Origin of the sequence: Aeromonas sp. QDB03 (assembly GCF_027707985.1) — a bacterium.
Classification (GTDB): Bacteria; Pseudomonadota; Gammaproteobacteria; order Enterobacterales; family Aeromonadaceae; genus Aeromonas; species Aeromonas hydrophila.
On record NZ_JAPCJG010000006.1, the window covers coordinates 50,884 to 66,502 of the forward strand.

A 15,619-nucleotide genomic window follows, 5' to 3' on the forward strand; every position below is an offset into this window, starting at 1 on the left:
ATGAGACTTCTTTTTCGTTATTTTTTACTTTGTGCAATATGTACGTGCAGTGCCTTGCCATCCTTCGTCGTATCGGCTGAATATACAGGGTTTAAGCGTCTCATGGTGACTGATCCTGTAGGTGGAAAGACTATGGATGCCGTATATTTCTATCCCGGTGTGGCCGCAGAAAAGACACCAAGTACGATAGGCCCTTATCAAATAGCGGCACAAAAGGCGCTGAATATAGTACCAGGACACTATCCAGTCATAGTGATCTCACATGGCAACGCCGGTAGTTTATGGAGTCATCATGACCTTGCCACGACCCTGGCTCGGCAGGGAAATATTGTTATTACCCTCACGCATCCTGGTGATAACTACAAGGATCAGACAGGGGCAGGGGCCATTAGTTCCTGGTATGGTCGTCCATTACAAATATCTGCCGTTATTACTGCTGCGATCAATGATGTTGAACTAGCCAAATATATTGATAAAGATAAAATAGCATTTATTGGTTTCTCTGCCGGTGGAGCAACAGGATTGTTGTTACGAGGAGGGGATATTGATGCAGGACGCTATGAAAATTATTGTCGTAAATATGGCATGAATGCCATATGTTCAAACAAAGGGGTGATAATAAATGATCATCCTGATCTAGTTGTGCACCCCGATTCTAGGATAAAGGCATGGGTTTTCATGGCTCCGGTGAGTATGGCATTCTCTCCCGGTTCACTCAGAAGAGTGATTTCCCCTACCCTTATTTTTACTGGTGATAAGGATGAAGAGCTCGCTTGGGAAGAAAATGCCAGAGATCTGGCCAACACGTTGGCTGCAGAAAAAGAATTTAAGGTAATACACAATGCCGGTCATTTTGTTTTTCTCTCTCCATGCTCTGCTCAATTAAATAAACTGGCATCAGCTATTTGTAATGATGCACCAGGAATAAACAGAGACGATATACATACGGTAATTAATGGTGAAATCTCTGAATTTCTCAGCAGAGCGTGGCTTAAAGTGAAAGAGCCGCGGGTCTGATGGCGACGAGTAATCAGCGTTCGAGAACGATGGCGCCGGGTTTTGGTATTTTGAAAAGCCGATGTGGCCAGCTGAGGATTTATCGGTGTTAGTTACTGATAACTCATGATGTTTTGCCGTATAAAATCAATGAATACGCGCGTCTTAGCCGGTAGATATTGACGGTTTGCATAAACAGCAAACAACTGCAATGGGGCGGCGGGTAACTCAAGTTCAATTTCGACCAAGCTGCCATCATCAATAAACGCTTGGCAAGAGACCTTGGCCAGAATGGCAAACCCGACCCCGGCTATTGCTGCCTTTAACGCCAGCTCACCACTATTGACCCGGTAATGTTCATTGACCTGAACGGTGGAAAATTCAGCGTTGGGTAGGGTGAACTGCCAAGGCATTCCCTTCAGGGCGCTCACCGTGGTGATGCAGGGGAGATCCTTTAGCTGGGCCGTGTGGTTGGGAAGTCCGCACCGCTGAATAAGATTAGGGGAACCAACCACGGTACAGGGAATGGTGGTTAGATGGCTCGCGATATAATCGCTGTCATCCAGCTTTCCTCTGTGAATGATGACGGCTATGTCCAGATCTTCTCTTAATGTCTCAAATCCTGACAGGTTGGTAATACAGCTGATCTTTATTTCGGGATGCTGACAGGCAAAGTCCGCTATCGCGGTTCCGAGCAGTCTGGGGCCGGCTTCATTGGGAATGCACAGGCGCAGTGGCCCTTTCAGCTGAATCTGCTGTGATGTCAATTCAGCCTCGGTTTGCTCCAGTGATTCCAGCAAGGGTTTTACTCGGGTATAGAGCAGCTGGCCAGCCTGAGTGAGTTTCATGTGCCGAGTACTGCGTTCAATAAGCTGGAGTGATAGTCTCTCTTCCAGCTGAGCAATGCTTCTGCTGATATTAGAAGTTGGTATTTCAAGGGTTTTGGATGCGCCGACAAAACTGCCTTGTTCAACCACGGCAATAAATATCCTTGATGAAGTAAAGTCCAGGCCGGTGCGCATCTATTGTCCCTGATATGATAACAGTCTGTGCCATTCTAAAGGATAAAAATAGATGATGGTAGTGGGTATGCTGTCTGTCTCCAAATATTGAACATGAACACTATGATGTCAGAAAAACACAAGCTAGGTAAGACACCTCATTTTAATGGTGCTGTGATGGATGTGAGTAGCGTTTGGCTGGCTGCCTTTATCCAATTGGTGAGTGCGCTGGACTTTATGATGATCATGCCGCTTGGGCCTGATTTATCTCGTGCGCTAGATATCAGTCCAACCTATATAGGATATTTGGGGGGAGGATATGCACTGGCCGCCGCATTATCATCTTTATTATGTGCCAGATATATAGATCGATTTGATAGAAAACAGGTGGCATTGCTCTCATTGCTGGGCGTTACACTATCCACCTGGGCCTGCACCTTGGCGTGGAATATGGAAAGCCTGTTCTTTACCCGTTTGTTGGCAGGCATATTTGCCGGTCCGGCAACGTCGATAGCAATGGCGATCGTCGTGGATGCCACGCCAGTCCCACAACGTGGTCGGGCGATGGCGATAGTGATGGGGGCTTTCTCATTGTCAGCCATTGCCGGTGTGCCCTTGGGATTGGAGCTGGCCATGTTGAAAGGGTGGAGCGCACCTTTTTATGTCGTCGGGGGGTTGGGCTTGTGCGTCAGCGTGATGGTATTTATGCGGCTGCCAAATATGACTTCCCACTTGGGGCAACACCAGAAGGTTTTTTCAATCACGGGTATGTTGAAACGAGCCGTGGTGTGGCATGCATTTATGGCAATCGGGTTGGCTATTTTCAGTACCTTCCTTATTGTTCCGAACATGGCAGCCTATTTTCAGTTCAATCTCGGTGTGCCTCGCAGTGATATGAGTCAGTACTATGTCATGGGCGGTGTTCTCAGCGTGATCGCGATGCAGTTGGGTGGCTATTTGATGGACCATGTTGGCGCAATGCGCGTCACGTTGTGGGCAGGGGGATTGATTATCGCCATTGTCTGGGATGGTTTCTTGGGGTCCCCCTTGTTGCCGACGATGATCATTTTTACCTTGTTCATGGTGGTGACATCGACACGGACGATCACGGCTGCTGCTGTTACTAGCCAGGTCGCAGAGCCTGGGGAGCGAGCAGGGTTTATGTCATTGCAGAATGTGTTCCAGCATATATTCAGCGGTTCGGCTGCCGTCGTATCTTCGATGCTGTTGACGGATGTCGATGGTCACCTGGGCAATATGGCTACCGTGGCCTGGCTGGTGATAGCGCTGACGCTGGTGCAACCCATCTTTCTTTATCGGCTGCTTAAACGGTTATGTGTGGTGACCGCTTAGCGTCATGTTTGATGCATGACGAGGCGGCAGGGTCACAGGCTTGATTGGCGAAGCGTGAACAGATGAGCGTGAAAGCCAGTCGCGGCAATATGTTTGGCGATTCCCTTTTGCCCCTCTCTCGTTTGGAGAGGGGCAGCGTGAAGGAAAGTAACCGTTGGGTGCATTAACAGGGGGAAAGGCACCGCTATAAATCAGTTTTCGAAATTCCACTGTATGGGCAGCTCAAGATCGAATATCAGCTGATCTCCGTCGAGATGAAAGGCCACGCTGGTCTGGTGTTGGTCGTATTCATCGATCAGCCGGCAGCTCTCGGTGAAGTTGGATTCGTAGCTGAGGCGCGCACTGCCGCCGGTGCGAGTCTCGTCGAGTTCCATCCCCAGCACCAGCAGCGGGTCTTTCTGACTGAGCTTGACCCGACTGTCACCCACATCCACCAGCCGCTCCAGCAGGGGGAAGAAATCCTGTTTGTGGGCCTCTATCGCCTGGGCGATGGCCTGTTCCAGCTCGGTAGAGCTGGCAAGGGGGCCATTCAGGGTGTAGCGGGTCTGTATCCTTTCCTGGGTCATAAACTGTTCCTCTCGGGGGGTTGCCGGCGGGCGCTTCTCCCTTGGCTGCGATGGGGCGCTCAGGCGGGGATGCGACCGTTGCGCACCAAGGCTCGGCGGATGTTTTTGCACATCTTGCCGAAGCGTTGGATCTCGTCGAAGGAGGGCGGAATGCCGCGATCGATCTGATATTGCCAGTAGCAGAGGTCCGTATCCACCAGCTCCATCAGCTTCTTGGGGCAGCCGATGCAGGTGTTGTCCGGCCCGCATTTGAAGGTATCCGGTTGATAGAGCGGAAATTCCGCCTTCACGGCGTCGATGATCTGCTGCATTGCGGTAATGCGGTCCGGCTTTCTACTCACTGCTCGTTTCCCGGCTCTGGTATGGGGGAGTCATTATATCCCTGCCAAAAATGGGGCCAATGACGCTTACGGGGTAGTTTTCTGCCAAGGGCGGCGGCCATGACAAGGGTTTCTGCTGTCAGCGGGATGCCGGATAGCACAACGCCCGGCAAGCCGGGCGTTGTGGGAGGAGAGGCAAGTGCCGTCCTGCAAGGGGGCATGGCCCCTTAGAAGTCGTGATAGAGCGGCCAGCCGAGCAGGGGGTGCTTGAGACCGGCGCGCATCTCGACGTTGTCGAGCTTCTCCGGCGAGGCGTTCTCCTGCTGCAGCAGCTGGTACTGGCGCACAAAGCCCAGGGTATGCAGCAGGTTGGCGACAAACCCCTTGCTGAGTTCCTGACGCAGACCGGCGATCAGCTCGCTTGGCAGCTCCGCCAGCAGCAGTTCCAGCTGGGCGGCCAGATAGTCGGTGTCGTACCAGGCTTCCTGCAGCACTATGTCTCGTGCCAGACGGCGTTTGAGATCCTGCTTCACCTTGAGTGGCGCGGCGCCACTGCCCTTGCCGCAGAGGATGCGGTAGAGCAGGGCTTCGGCCAGCTTGTCCTCCATGGTGGGGTGGTCGCTCTCGCAGGCGAAGAAGTGCTGGTCGATGAGTGCCATCAGGCGGCTCTTGTTGTGCTCGGTCAGCGCCTTCTCGTACTCCTGCCACCCTTGCCACTCCTCCACATCGGGCGGGCTCGAGATCTTGTCCAGCAGCCGCGCATCTACGTCACCGTAGAGGCTGTTGCCAGCCTGCTTGGGGCTGACGGTGATGAGCATCGACCAGCCCTTCTGGAACGGCTTGATGGGGCCTTCCGGCGCCTGCAGCAGCGCCAGGGCCTTGGCCGGATCCCGCGCCGAGAGCTCCTGCAGGCCGAGGCTCACCACGCCGATGACGTCGTGGGCGGCCTGCTCCAGCAGGTGCATCTTGTACTTGTTGTAGTACTTGTCGGCGAATTTGAGGCTCATCAGTACCGCCTTGCCCTTGATGGCGGCCAGCTGTTGCTCGGTCAAACGTTCATTGTCGCGGCCAAAGCGCAGCACCTGGGTCAGAAAGGGGCCCTGGTTGGCATCGCGAATGACTAACTGCATGAATGGGCTCCTTAATCCAGAAAGCTGAACATGTCGTCGACGTCGCCGTATTCGTCTTCCTCGACCTTGTTCTTCTCCTTGGCCTGCATCACCAGCTCGGCGGCAAACTTGTTGATGATGCCGTCCCAGGTCGAGTGTTCGCTCCGCAGTAGCGCCTTGATGGCTTTCTCCACCTCGGGGGCCAGCTCGCGAATGAGCATCAACAGGCTGCGCGGGTCGTCCAGTGCGTAGTCGTGGACATCCTCGCTCTGCTGGCGCTCGCTGTAGCGCAGAGACTCTTCAAGGTCTTCCTCTTCGGCGTGCAGCACGTCGCGATAGCCTTCGTCCTCTTCATAGCGATCGCCACGATAGAACTCGATAAAGGGGATGGCGAGGTAGAAGAGACCGGCCGGATCCTCGGCCACGCACTCGAGGATCTCCCGCTGCTTGGCTTCGCTATCCTGGGTGCGGATCAGGTAGTTGAGGAAGTCGAAGGTGTGCTGTTGCAACTCATCGGCGTTGTTCTTGATCGCCTCTTCCCAGTAGAGCGGCTGCTGGCAGACGATGTCGCGGATCCGCTCCGGGGTCATCAGCTCGGAGATGATGGAGGGGAAGGAGATGTCGTGCTGGCCGTTGATCTGGGTCAGGGTAACGATATCAATGTTTTCAATCACTTCGGCCAGCTGGTCGTCAGACATGGTCTTGGCGATCAGCTCGAACTTCTCGCTGGCCTGCTTCGGCTCGATAACGGCCAGCTCTTTGATCTCGATGGCGGTAATTTCTATCAGACTGTTGCTCATGCCTTGCCCCAATTAGAAACGGACTTCGTCGTACATATCCTGATCGCCGTCATCATCACCATAGCGGTCGCTGCCGCCGTGGTAATCGGCGTCGGCATCTTCCCCGTCTTCCTCTTCCTCATCGCGCAGATCAACGTCGTCATCGCTGCGGTGGCTGCCGCGCGGCAGCGGGTTGTCGAGCAGGAACAGCACGGCGCAGGCTTCCATCAGCTGATCTTCGCTCTGGGCCCGCACCGCCTTGACCAGCGGCAGGATGGCGTTGTTGAAGCCGACGCTCACCTTGAACTCGTCCCAGCTCGGCTGCTCGCCGCTGGCGAGCCACTTGTTCCACTGCCCCTTGGCCTTGGCCGGGAACTGCACCCGGCCATAGAGGGCGAGCGGCAGATACTCGGGCATGAACTCCAGCATGCTCATGTCGGCCAGCAGCAGGGCCTTCATCTGGTCGGTGAACTGCTCGAGTCCCTTGGGGTCGTCCTGATCCCGGTAGGATTCGATGTTTTCACTGGCATCGCTTTGCAGGGCCTTGAGCCGTGCCTGGTCCCATTTATTTTGCATAGTCGCTCTTCTTGCCTGGTGGCTCAGGGGTAGAACTGGTCCCACATCTCCTGCATGGCAGCAGCGGGATCGGTCACGATGACGTTGTTGAAATCCTTGATAAAGGCGGCCCGCTGTTTCGGATCGGACAGCACTTCATAAGCCTGCTTTACCTGGTGCAGCTTGAGGGCTGCCTGCTCTTTCTCTTCTTCGCTCGCCCCGTGCAGCTTGTCGGGGTGGTACTGGTTCGACAGCCGTCGATAGGCTTTTTTGATGTCGTTTTCACTGGCGTTGGACTTGACGCCCAACACCCGGAAGTAGTTGTTCATGACGGATCCTGCCTCACTGGCATCGTGGAATTGACCCTGCGCTAGCCTGGCGGCGGGGCTCTTGGCAAACCAGGCTCGGCAAAAACCCGACATTTTAACGCAAACAGGCCGCCATCGCCATGGATAGGAAGCGAACAGATGGGCGTGCTGGTGGCGTCGTGCGGGGCCTCGTCAGGGGCGGTTTGGGGCCGTTTGTGACTATTTTGTCAGTTCCATGGTGACCCATGTGTGACAGGGGTTGAAAAAACGCCCGGACTGGCCGGGCGTCGAGGTCAGGGGTCAGCGCAGGCTGGCCCACAGCAGGCGGGCCTTGAGCCCGAGCCATGAGCTCCAGCCGGTGGTGCTGCTCACCAGCGTCCCATCCTTGATGATGAGGAAGGTGGGGGTGACCCCCACCTGCCAGCGAGCAGCCAGCTCTCCCCGCTCATCGTTGTGGGTGGGAAAGGCGAGCCCCTTCTTCGCCATCCCGGCGCGCAACTGGTCATCGCTGCCGGAGCGCAGCGCCACCGTCAGCACGTTTTCACCCTGTTGCCAGAGTTGCTCCACCGTGGGGGTAGTGAAGCGGCAGACGCCACACCAGCTGGCCCAGTAGTAGACCAACAGCGGCTTGCCGCGGCTCTGCTCGGCCAGGCTGGTGATGGTGCCATCCTGCAGGGTGAAGGGGGCCTCCATGGCCCCCGCCGGCAGGGTGGGGCTGCGCCACAGATCCAGCAGGGTGGAGATGACCAGCGCCATCAGCAGCAGCCAGAGCGCCTCCTTGCCCCAGCGGCGCCAGCGGGGTGGCTTTACGACTGCATCTTCCGCCATGGCTTAGCTCCGCTTGGCCAGCTCGGCCTTTACCAGCTGCTCCAGTTCGTCATAGGGCACGGCGCCCGGCACCAGCTGGTTGCCGATCAGCGTCGCCGGGGTGCCCTGCACCCCCAGGAGCGTGCCGATGCGCAGGCTATTGCGCAGCTCCTCGGTGGCTTTGGCATCGGGCTTGAGGGCCGTGTTGCCGGTGGCCGCCAGCGCCTTGTTGATGTCCGCCTCGGTCAGCATCCCCTGCTTGCTCATCAGCTTGTCATGCAGGGCGAGGAAGCGGGCCGGCTCCTGTTGCCACAGGGTCAGACTGTACTGGGCCGCCTTGGCGGAGCTCTGTCCCTTGAACGGCAGCAGTTTGATCACCAGCCCCAGATCGTCGGGATAGGCCTTGAGCAGCTTGGTCAGCTGGGGATCGAACTGCTTGCAGTAGGGGCAGTTGTAGTCGGTGAACAGCACCAGGGTCAGCTTGGGGTGCTTGGCGCCGAGGCGCGGGCTGGTGGCGCTGCTGAACAGCACGTCCTGATTGCCCTTGATGAAGTCGCCGAGTTGGGCCTCCTGGGCGGCTGCGTTCTGCTTCTCCCAGGATTCGGCCGCCTCGTCGAGGATCTTGGGGTTCTGTACCAGGGTCTCGCGGATGAGCTCCTTGATGCGGGCCTCCTGCTCCGGGGTGAAGGGTGCCGCCTGCAGCAAGGGGGCGCAGAGGGTGCCGGCAACCAGGGCGGTGCAGAGGGTAAGGGTGCGCAGTTTCAGGGTACGCAGAGTCATGGGATTCTCCTTAAAAGTGGGGGGCATCGGCCTGGACGAGGCCGGCCTGGTGCAACACGTCGAGCAAGTCGGCCTTGTCCAGCAGGGGCGAGAGGATCTCTCCCTCTGGCAGGCCGGGCCCGTAGATCTGGTTGAAAGGGACGGCGGCAGCGCCGCGCTGGCGCAGGAAGGCGGAGATGGCATCGCTCGGCCGGCTCCAGTCGCCACGCAGGGCCACCACGTCCGGGGCCGACAGGGCGCCCTGCACCTCGTCACGCAGCAGCACGTTGTACTTGTTGGCCTTGCAGGTGACGCACCAGTCGGCGGTGACGTCGACGAAGACCCGCTTGCGCTGGGCCAGCGCATCGACGATGGCCTGTTCGGTGAGCGGCTGCCAGGCAATGCGATCGACGCTGCCCGACCCCTGCGCCGTGAGGGCGCCCCCCAGCAGCAGGGCACCGCCGATGAGGGCCGAGAGGGAGAGGGCCAGCGTGAAACCGCGCATGCCATAGCGCCAGAGGATGCCAATCAGCAGCGCCAGCAGCATGGCGGCCATCAGCCAGCCGGTGGCCGTGCTGCCCAGATGGTTGCCAAGCAGGCTCGCCAGCCAGAGGCTGGAGCCCAGCATCATCAACCCGAGCAGGATGCGTAGTCGCCCCATCCAGCGGCCCGGTTTGGGTAGCCAGAGGGCGAGGCGCGGCAGGGCCGCCACCAACAGCCAGGGCAGGCTCATGCCAAGGCCGAGCGCCGTGAAGATGAGCCAGAGCTGGCCGAGCGGCGCTGCCAGTGCAAAGGCCACCGCGGTGCCGAGGAAGGGGGCCGAGCAGGGGGTGGCCAACAGGGTGGCAAAGCTCCCCTGCAGGAAGTGGCCGCCGAGCCCCTTGCCGCCGCTGGTGGCGAGGCGAGTGCTGAGATTGCTGGGCAGGTGGATTTCGAACAGCCCCAGCAGGTTGGCGCAAAACAGCAAGGTCACCGCCACCATGAAGCCGATGAAACCGGCGCTCTGGAACTGGATCCCCCAGCCGACCGCCCCCTGGGTCGCGCGCAGCAGGCTGCTCATGGCCGCCAGCACCCAGAAGGAGGCAATGATCCCGGCGCTGGCGGCGAGGAACTGCTTGCGCACCTGTCGCTGTTCGCTCTCTTGCTGCTGCAGCACGGTGCCCAGTTTCAGGGCCAGCACCGGCAGCACGCAGGGCATCAGGTTGAGGATGAGGCCGCCGAGCAGCGCCGCCCCCAGCAGCCAGATGAGAGGCTGGCCTGGGGCTGGCAAGGCGAGGGGATCGGCGATGGTGGCGCGGGTCTGCCAGGCCTCATCGCCGCTGCCGAGCAGCAGGCTGAGGGATTGACCGCGCAAGTCAGGGGCATCCCCCTGCCAGCCATCGCTGACCGGAACCCGGGCAATCAGGGTGTTGCCACTCACCTCGAGCGCGGGCTTGCCGAACTCGGCCCCCTCCAGCGCATCGATGAAGAGCGCGGGCGCCTGCCAGCCCTCTGCCCGCTCGGCGCGCAGCTGCAGCTGGTTGTGCTGGTAGCCGAGCTCGACCCGGGTGTCGGCGGGCAGCGTCTGCGGCAGGGTGCTCATGGTCTGGGCCCAGCCGAAGTCGAAACCGGCCGGCGCCTGCCCATCCACCGCCAGGGTGAAGGGGTAGTCGGTCAGGATGCAGACGTTGCTGCAGGTGGAGAGGCGCAAGGTGCCCTGGAGCGGCTGCCCGGCCGGGTAGTCGAGGCTCAGGGGGAAGCGCACCTGTTGCTGATAACCCTGGGTGCTGAGCCCGGCCACCTCGAAGGGGCGCGGCGTGGGCCAGTGCCACTGGAAGTCGCCGACCGGCTGATCCCACAGGATCTGGGGCGCTATGCCCCCTTCACCCGGGCTGCGCCAGTAGGTTTTCCAGCCGGACTCGAGGGCCACCTCGAGCAGGATGCGGGTCTGGTCAGGGGCGCTGCGGTCGGCTTGCAGCCAGACCTTGGCGTGATCGTTCTGGGGGCTGGTGAGCCAGCCCGTATCGCTGGCCAATCCGCTGGATTGCCACAGCAGGCAGCCCAGCAGCAGGCTCGCCTTGAAGAGAGTTGACATAAACGTTGTCTCGCAAAAAATGAATGACAGCAGGCTGAAAAAGCGCGGCTGAACTCATTCCCGCCAGACACAGAGGGTGAGGTGAAGTCGTCGTTCGGGGGGCGACACGGCCCGTGGCGGCGGCAGTGGCGGCGTGTAGCGCCAGAGCGGGGCCAGCAGCGCGATGAGCAGGGCCACCGCAAAGAACAGTTGCTCGAGGCAGAGCAGGGTGGTGGCGCTCAGCCACTTGCCGTTGAGCTGGCAGCTGTTGGGCTGCGGGCTGGCGGGCGTGCCCTTGTCGGCCTGGTCGTCGGCCGTGACGAAGGAGGGCAGGGCCTGACAGCTGAGAGCATGATCGAGCAGAGCCAGCCGGGCCAGCGGCTGGGCAGCGCAATTGAGCACCAGCAGGCAGACCAGCAGCAGGAGTCGTTTCGCCACGCGTTGTTGGTGAATCATGCTCGCCCCGTTCATCAAGATGGCCACATCCTAACGGCCAACGCCGGGTGGGGCAAGCCGCCGTCCGTTTTAAGGCAGAGGGGCGAGTGGCAGGGGTGGTCGGTTCTGTTTGGCGAACGCTTGTTCGCTAAAAGGGGGACCAGTATACTGCGCCGAGTCAAAATCCGAGGTGTTCGATGCTCAAACTTGCCCGTGTGCTGCTGCTTGGTCTGCTGCTCATCTTCTGGTTCCTGTTCGGTCTGCTGCTTTGTCTGGTGCGTCCGCGCCATCCCAACAACGTCTATGTCTTCGCCCGCATGTATCATGCTGTCTGCCCGCTGATCGGGCTCAAGGTCCGGGTGACGGTGGCCGACGAGGTCAAATCGGTGGGGCCGGCGGTCTACGTCTGCAACCACCAGAGCAACTACGACATCTTCACCGTGACCGGCGCGGTGCAGCCCGGCGTGGTGGCGGTGGGCAAGAAGAGCCTGCTGTGGCTGCCCTTCTTCGGCCTCATCTTCTGGCTCTCCGGCAACGTGCTGATCGACCGCTCCAACCGCTCCCGCGCCATCGGCACCATCGGCCAGGTGGTGGAGCGCATCAAGAATCGCGGCACCTCCATCTGGATGTTCCCGGAGGGGACCCGCTCCAAGGGGCGCGGCCTGCTGCCGTTCAAGGCGGGCGCCTTCCACACCGCCGTACAGGCAGAGGTGCCGGTGGTGCCCATCGTCTGCTCCAGCTACTTCGGCCAGATCGATCTCAACCGCTGGGACAACGGCGAGGTGCTGCTGGAGGTGATGGCCCCGGTCTGCAGCAAGGAGCACGGCGCCGCCGGCATTCGCGACCTCTCCGACAACTGCCGCGCCCGGATGGAGGCCAAGCTGGCCGAGCTGGACAGCAAGCTCGGTCATCCCCGGGCTGCCTGAGTACACCGCTGATTGCATGAGGGAGCCGCCGGCTCCCTTTTTTATTGGTTAAAATCACCACTTGATCGGTATTTTTCGCCACTAAGACGATATTGAAAATACCTGATAAAACCTCATCTATATGTAAGTAAAGGAAAAATTATCTTGGCATGGCTCTTGTAATGTCATGGGAAGAGATAGCCATCCCATCAACAAGGAGCCAGACCATGAGCGTATTTAGCCGCCTGACCGACGTGATCAATGCCAACCTGCACAGCCTGCTCGACAAGAGCGAAGAGCCGGAGAAGATGCTGCGGCTGATGATCGAAGAGATGGAGCAGGTCCAGGTCGAGATGAGAACCCAGGCCGCCCGCGTCATTGCCGAACAGAAGCAGCTGGAGCGTCATCAGCAGGCGTTGCAGCACCAGATCCTGGAGTGGGCGGCCAAGGCCGAACTCGCCATCCAGAAGGGGCGTGAGGACCTGGCCCGGGCCGCGCTGACCGAGAAGTTGGCCGAGGTCAAAAAATGTGAGCAACTGGAGCAGGACAAGGCGCGGGTCGCCGAGGTGCTGGCTCAGCTCACCGCCGACAGCGAGCGGCTGGCCGCCAAGCTGACCGAGGCGCGCGAGAAGCAGAAGCTGCTGACCCTGCGTGAACAAACCGCTCACAGCCGGCTGCGGGCCCGTGCCCAGGTAGACAACCAGCGCATGCACGAGCTGATGGCCCGCTTTGACGGCTTTCAGGGCCGGGTCGATCAGCTGGAAGCCCAGCTGGAGGCGGCAACCCTGGGGCAGAACCCCTCGCTGGAGGCCCAGTTCCGCGAGCTGGAGCTGAACGACGAGATTGAACGGGAGCTGGCCCGCCTCAAGAGTCAAAAGGTGGAGGCATAACCATGACGCCCTGGCCGAAGGATCTTGCCCATCGCAAGCTGACCGGCGTCTGCGCCGGCATCGCCAACGGGCTGGGGCTCTCCAGGGTGACGGTGCGGGTTGCGGCCCTGATGGCGCTGATCCTGATGCCGCCCTTGGCGCTGGCCGCCTATCTGCTGGCGGTACTGATCATGCCGCCCCGTCGTGAATTGAAGCGCTGGCTGGATTGACCCCGGGTCACTCAGCGGCATTAACCCAGTGAGGAGCAACACATGCTGGAATTTATCGTCTTGATGCTGGTTCTGGTCGGCATGGCGCTGGCCGGGTTCACCGTGCTGGCCATGCTGCTGGTGAGCGGCGTCTTCGTGCTGTTTGGCGCCCTGGCCGGCATGTTTGCCCTCATCATCAAGCTGGCGCCCTGGTTGCTGGTGCTGCTGGTGGTGTGCTGGTTCATCAGCAGCCGGCGCAAGCAGGCTAATACCTACCGTTGACACTCCCTGTTACCGGATCCTTCCTTGGCCGCTGTGTACAGCGGCCTTTTTTGCGTCTGCTGGTGGCGTGCTGATTTCAGCAGCCGGCGCAAGCAGGTTAATCAACACCTACCGTTGACACTCCCTGTTACCGGATCCTTCCTTGGCCGCTGCGTACCGCGGCCTTTTTTGTGTCTGGGTGGTGGCGTGCTGGTTTCAGCAGCCGGCGCAAGCAGGTTAATCAACCTGCCGTTGACACTCCCTGTTATCGGATCCTTCCTTGGCCGCTGCATACCGCGGCCTTTTTTGTGTCTGGGCGGTGGCCAGCCAGGACTGGCTGCAGGCGAGCCAGCGCTCCGGCTGGGTGATCAGCTGCTCCTTGAAGGCCTTGCTCTGCTGCTTGAGCCGGTATTCGAGGCGCAGCGCCGCCCCTTTCTCGCCGATGACCTGCTGCCATGCCAGGGTCAGCGGCCCTTTGCCACGCAGGGCGCGGGATCCCTTGCCGCTCTGATGCTGATGCAGGCGGCGGACCGGGTCCGTGCTGATCCCGGTATAGAGCAGGCCGCTGGCGGTGCGCACCATGTAAATGAACCAGTGGCTGGCGGGCGGACTGGCAGCCGGTTCGGCGCCGGGAGCAGGTTCTCTCATTCGATCTCTCTGTGCCACACTCAAGAGCAGCTCAAGGAGGTGCGATGCGAGCGTGGTGGTGGTTGTGGTGTTTGCTGTCGATATCGGCTCATGGCGAGACGCTGCGTCTCTACGACTATCATCAGCACCCCCCCTTCATGACCGGGGAGCAGACCGGTCTGAGCCGGGATCTGGTCAAGTATCTCAATGAAAAGCTTGGCGGAGAACCCAGGCTGGAACTTTGGCTGGTGAATCGGGCCAGACTGGCGCTGGAGATGTCGGACCCCGGCTTCGATGGCCTGGTGGCCTGGGTCAATCCCGCCTGGGTGGGGGATCCCCAGCGCGAGCTCTACCTCTGGACCTTTCCCATCATGCGCGATACCAACGAGCTCATCTCCAGCGTCGCCAGGCCGGTCATCTATCGCGGGCCCGACTCACTGAAGGGGATGAGCTTCGGCGGCATCGAGGGGTATCGCTATCAGGGCATCGACGAGGCGGCGGCCAGGGGCGATCTGGTGCGGGTCGATGCCAAGAAGGTCAAGACCAACTTCAGCCTGCTGGTGCGCGGTCGCATCGACGTGACCCTGGTGCCGGGCTCGGCGCTCACTTTCTTCACCCATGACCCGGCCTTCGAGGGCAAGCTGTTCGTCTCGCCCTTTGCCCAGTCCAGCTATACCCGCCACATCCTGTTGCCAAAATCCCGCAGCGCACTGCACAGCCGGCTGAATGACATCGCCGAGCAGATGGACCGAGATCCCAAGTGGCACGCCATTCTGGAATCCTACCGCGGCAGACCCTGAGCGTCGGCGTTGCGGCGCAGATGGCGCCCGAGCTTGTGCAGCGGCAGCAGGCTCACCAGCAGGCCGGCCCAGACGAAGGCAAACCCCACCGATTTCACCGGATCCGGCGTCTCGCCAAACCAGAAGATGGCGAGCAGGAAGGCGAGGCTGGGCTCTATGTACTGCAACAGCCCCACCGTGCTCATGCGGGTGCGCATCATGCCGTAGCAGAACAGCCCCACCGGCAACAGGGTCGCGGGGGCGCTGCCCATCAGCAGCAGTCGCTCGGTCCAGTCACCGGCCACGAACTGGCTGGCACCGCTCACCGCCAGAGCGCCGATGATCAGCAGGGCGACGGGCAGCTGCACCAGAGCCTCGAGGTAGAGGCTGACGCCGGCGTCATAGTGGACCTTCTTCTTGAGCAGACCGTAGAGGGCGAAGTTGGCCCCCATGATGAGGGAGAACCAGGGCAGCTGGCCGTAAGAAAAGAGCATGTAGGCCAGCCCCGCCAGCGCCAGTGCCACCGCCAGGTGTTTTTGCGGGGTGAGCTTCTCTTTGAGGAACAACACGGCAAACACGATGTTGAACAGCGGCGTCATGAAGAAGGCGAGGCTGGTGGCCAGCACCTGGCCTGTGGTGAGGCACCAAGTGAACATGCACCAGCTGATGGACATGACGGGGCCGGCCAGCAGGATGAGGCCGAGCTGGCGCGGTTCGCTGCGTAGCCGCGCCCAGGGCACCCGGTAGCCGATGAGGAGGAACAGAAGGCCCAGCAGCACCGCCGACCAGAGTACCCGGTGGGAGAGCAGCTCCCACATGTTGACTGCGGTCATGAACTGGTAATAGAGGGGCAGCATGCCCCACAGCACGAATGAGAGGGCCGCGCTGCCGGTGCCCATCCAGTTCTTCATCTCGCTCCGTTTATTAA

At 60.0% G+C, this 15,619-nt stretch carries 20 protein-coding genes; 7 read left to right on the plus strand and 13 right to left on the minus strand.

Going from position 1 to position 15,619, the window contains the following annotated elements; genetic code table 11:
• Positions 1 to 1,017 (plus strand): alpha/beta hydrolase family protein, encoded by a 1,017-nt coding sequence (locus tag PG900_RS15500; protein ID WP_270831770.1) that lies wholly within the window; start codon positions 1 to 3, stop codon positions 1,015 to 1,017.
• Positions 1,018 to 1,109: 92 nt separating this feature from the next.
• Here the strand turns inward: PG900_RS15500 and PG900_RS15505 are convergent, their stop codons facing one another.
• The gene (locus PG900_RS15505) at positions 1,110 to 2,018 is read right to left on the minus strand and encodes a LysR family transcriptional regulator (protein ID WP_270831771.1); all 909 of its coding nucleotides are present in this window, start codon (positions 2,016 to 2,018) and stop codon (positions 1,110 to 1,112) included.
• 87 nt (positions 2,019 to 2,105) lie between these two features.
• Between PG900_RS15505 and PG900_RS15510 the strand changes: the two genes are divergently transcribed.
• Complete coding sequence (locus PG900_RS15510) at positions 2,106 to 3,350, plus strand: MFS transporter (protein WP_270831772.1); 1,245 nt, start codon at positions 2,106 to 2,108, stop codon at positions 3,348 to 3,350.
• A gap of 191 nt (positions 3,351 to 3,541) precedes the next feature.
• Here the strand turns inward: PG900_RS15510 and PG900_RS15515 are convergent, their stop codons facing one another.
• The 10 genes from PG900_RS15515 to PG900_RS15560 form a co-directional block, all read right to left on the minus strand.
• Positions 3,542 to 3,916, minus strand: a complete 375-nt coding sequence (locus tag PG900_RS15515) for a hypothetical protein (RefSeq protein WP_270831773.1) — start codon at positions 3,914 to 3,916, stop codon at positions 3,542 to 3,544.
• 59 nt (positions 3,917 to 3,975) lie between these two features.
• Entirely contained in the window at positions 3,976 to 4,227 is a 252-nt protein-coding gene (locus PG900_RS15520; protein WP_026080289.1) for a hypothetical protein, read from the minus strand.
• 236 nt (positions 4,228 to 4,463) lie between these two features.
• Positions 4,464 to 5,366: a cold adaptation protein AtcC gene (gene atcC / locus PG900_RS15525; RefSeq protein ID WP_270831774.1), complete on the minus strand. Its 903-nt coding sequence runs from the start codon at positions 5,364 to 5,366 to the stop codon at positions 4,464 to 4,466.
• A gap of 11 nt (positions 5,367 to 5,377) precedes the next feature.
• Positions 5,378 to 6,145: a cold adaptation protein AtcB gene (atcB, locus tag PG900_RS15530; protein ID WP_024943297.1), complete on the minus strand. Its 768-nt coding sequence runs from the start codon at positions 6,143 to 6,145 to the stop codon at positions 5,378 to 5,380.
• 12 nt (positions 6,146 to 6,157) lie between these two features.
• On the minus strand, positions 6,158 to 6,700 hold the full coding sequence (atcA, locus tag PG900_RS15535) for a cold adaptation protein AtcA (RefSeq protein ID WP_270831775.1): 543 nt from the start codon (positions 6,698 to 6,700) through the stop codon (positions 6,158 to 6,160).
• Between the two features lie 23 nt (positions 6,701 to 6,723).
• On the minus strand, positions 6,724 to 7,008 hold the full coding sequence (atcJ, locus tag PG900_RS15540; RefSeq protein WP_005305278.1) for a cold adaptation protein ActJcold adaptation protein ActJ: 285 nt from the start codon (positions 7,006 to 7,008) through the stop codon (positions 6,724 to 6,726).
• A gap of 279 nt (positions 7,009 to 7,287) precedes the next feature.
• Positions 7,288 to 7,815 carry a protein disulfide oxidoreductase gene (locus PG900_RS15545; protein ID WP_270831776.1) on the minus strand — a complete coding sequence of 176 codons (528 nt, stop codon included), beginning with the start codon at positions 7,813 to 7,815 and terminating at the stop codon, positions 7,288 to 7,290.
• A gap of 3 nt (positions 7,816 to 7,818) precedes the next feature.
• Positions 7,819 to 8,574, minus strand: coding sequence for a DsbA family protein (locus PG900_RS15550; RefSeq protein ID WP_270831777.1), 756 nt, complete (start codon positions 8,572 to 8,574; stop codon positions 7,819 to 7,821).
• 10 nt (positions 8,575 to 8,584) lie between these two features.
• The gene (locus PG900_RS15555) at positions 8,585 to 10,627 is read right to left on the minus strand and encodes a protein-disulfide reductase DsbD family protein (protein WP_270831778.1); all 2,043 of its coding nucleotides are present in this window, start codon (positions 10,625 to 10,627) and stop codon (positions 8,585 to 8,587) included.
• 54 nt (positions 10,628 to 10,681) lie between these two features.
• A complete protein-coding gene (locus PG900_RS15560; RefSeq protein WP_044801244.1) occupies positions 10,682 to 11,062 on the minus strand; it encodes a hypothetical protein in 381 nt (126 codons plus the stop codon).
• A gap of 176 nt (positions 11,063 to 11,238) precedes the next feature.
• On the opposite strand from PG900_RS15560, the gene PG900_RS15565 reads away from it, so the two are divergent.
• From PG900_RS15565 to pspG, 4 genes are all read left to right on the plus strand, one after another.
• The gene (locus PG900_RS15565; RefSeq protein ID WP_016352068.1) at positions 11,239 to 11,967 is read left to right on the plus strand and encodes a 1-acylglycerol-3-phosphate O-acyltransferase; all 729 of its coding nucleotides are present in this window, start codon (positions 11,239 to 11,241) and stop codon (positions 11,965 to 11,967) included.
• Positions 11,968 to 12,173: 206 nt separating this feature from the next.
• A complete protein-coding gene (gene pspA / locus PG900_RS15570) occupies positions 12,174 to 12,836 on the plus strand; it encodes a phage shock protein PspA (protein ID WP_270797884.1) in 663 nt (220 codons plus the stop codon).
• Positions 12,837 to 12,838: 2 nt separating this feature from the next.
• Positions 12,839 to 13,045, plus strand: a complete 207-nt coding sequence (locus PG900_RS15575) for a PspC domain-containing protein (RefSeq protein WP_017411260.1) — start codon at positions 12,839 to 12,841, stop codon at positions 13,043 to 13,045.
• Positions 13,046 to 13,087: 42 nt separating this feature from the next.
• Positions 13,088 to 13,306 (plus strand): envelope stress response protein PspG, encoded by a 219-nt coding sequence (pspG, locus tag PG900_RS15580; protein ID WP_010636066.1) that lies wholly within the window; start codon positions 13,088 to 13,090, stop codon positions 13,304 to 13,306.
• A 216-nt stretch (positions 13,307 to 13,522) separates the two neighbouring features.
• Here the strand turns inward: pspG and PG900_RS15585 are convergent, their stop codons facing one another.
• Complete coding sequence (locus tag PG900_RS15585; RefSeq protein ID WP_270797885.1) at positions 13,523 to 13,933, minus strand: GIY-YIG nuclease family protein; 411 nt, start codon at positions 13,931 to 13,933, stop codon at positions 13,523 to 13,525.
• A 44-nt stretch (positions 13,934 to 13,977) separates the two neighbouring features.
• Between PG900_RS15585 and PG900_RS15590 the strand changes: the two genes are divergently transcribed.
• Entirely contained in the window at positions 13,978 to 14,712 is a 735-nt protein-coding gene (locus PG900_RS15590; protein WP_043119440.1) for a substrate-binding periplasmic protein, read from the plus strand.
• Here PG900_RS15590 and rarD read toward each other — a convergent pair.
• Positions 14,694 to 15,602 carry an EamA family transporter RarD gene (gene rarD, locus PG900_RS15595; RefSeq protein ID WP_270797886.1) on the minus strand — a complete coding sequence of 303 codons (909 nt, stop codon included), beginning with the start codon at positions 15,600 to 15,602 and terminating at the stop codon, positions 14,694 to 14,696. The genes PG900_RS15590 and rarD overlap by 19 nt on opposite strands.
• Positions 15,603 to 15,619 lie beyond the last annotated feature (17 nt).